The organism is Tateyamaria sp., assembly GCF_039940735.1.
In the GTDB taxonomy this organism is placed as follows: domain Bacteria; phylum Pseudomonadota; class Alphaproteobacteria; order Rhodobacterales; family Rhodobacteraceae; genus Tateyamaria.
This window is the reverse complement of record NZ_JBDVGB010000064.1, coordinates 1-1201: the sequence shown is the minus strand read 5'-3', so window position 1 is coordinate 1201 and position 1201 is coordinate 1. Positions and strand designations below refer to the sequence as shown.

Genomic DNA, 1201 nt, shown 5'->3' with positions numbered 1-1201 from the left:
AGGAATTCCTGCAAGTGGATACAACGAACATCCTGTTTATTTGTGGTGGTGCGTTTGCCGGCCTGGATAAGATCATCGCGCAACGCGGCAAAGGTGCTGGCATGGGCTTTGGTGCCGAAGTCCGTGGCCCAGATGACCGTGGCGTGGGCGAAATTTTCACCGACCTTGAACCAGAAGATCTGTTGAAGTTTGGTCTGATCCCAGAATTTGTGGGCCGTCTGCCTGTCATCGCGACACTGGAAGACCTCGACGAAGACGCGTTGATCACCATTCTCAGCAAGCCGAAAAACGCATTGGTAAAACAATACCAACGTCTGTTTGAACTCGAAGACGCGAAGCTGACGTTCACCGATGACGCCCTGTCTGCGATCGCCAAACGTGCGATTGAACGTAAAACAGGTGCGCGTGGTTTGCGTTCAATCATGGAAGATATTTTGCTGGATACGATGTTTGACCTGCCAGGTATGGACACCGTGACAGAAGTGGTTGTGAACGAAGAGGCCGTTGGCCTCGGCGCCGCGCCATTGATGATCCACGATGAAAGCAAGAAAAAAGTGGAACCTGCATCCGCAGGTTAAGGCGATGCCAATTACGCGCATATCTTCTGGTGGCGAATTCGAAACCAAAATCGGGTATTGCCGCGCTGTGGTTGCGGGCGGGTTTGTGCATGTGGCGGGTACTGTGGGGCAGGGTGATACGGTCACGGATCAATGCGCCCACGCCCTTGATATCATAGAGACAGCATTGAAAAATGCTGGCAGCGGATTCGAACATGTTGTGCGTGTGAATTACTACTTGCCTGATCGTCACGAATTTGAAGCCTGCTGGCCGCTTTTGCAGGCCGCTTTCGGGGAAAACCCGCCGGCAGCCACTATGGTTGAATGTAATTTGATCGATCTCAAATACCGTATCGAAATTGAAGTTACTGCGCTGGCAGGATAACGCCCGCGGCCTCATTGTCCCTCTGGACCTCGGGCTAACAATCGGGCAATACAGGGTAAGTCAAAAGGAGCCATAACATGGGCGTCGGGAATTTTATCAAGCGTATTTTCGTATGGTGGGACCACCAAACGCTCGGCACACAGCTGTGGACATGGCGCAAAGGCAAAAAAGTCGGCGAAGATGAAGTCGGCAATGTGTATTACACCAATGCAAACAAAAGCCGACGGTGGGTCATCTTTAACGGTGAAGTCGAAGGTAG

The 1201-nt window shown here is 52.0% G+C and carries 3 protein-coding genes; all 3 read left to right on the top strand.

Annotation, left to right across the window (positions count from 1 at the left end; all coding sequences use genetic code 11):
• A partial coding sequence (locus ABJF76_RS14075) for an AAA family ATPase (protein WP_413822598.1) occupies positions 1-578 on the top strand: 578 nt, incomplete at its 5' end.
• A 4-nt stretch (positions 579-582) separates the two neighbouring features.
• Positions 583-942, top strand: coding sequence for a RidA family protein (locus ABJF76_RS14070; RefSeq protein ID WP_413822597.1), 360 nt, complete (start codon positions 583-585; stop codon positions 940-942).
• A gap of 77 nt (positions 943-1019) precedes the next feature.
• Positions 1020-1201, top strand: a 182-nt coding sequence (locus ABJF76_RS14065; RefSeq protein WP_413822596.1) for an NADH-ubiquinone oxidoreductase subunit NDUFA12 family protein, incomplete at its 3' end; no start/stop codon positions are given.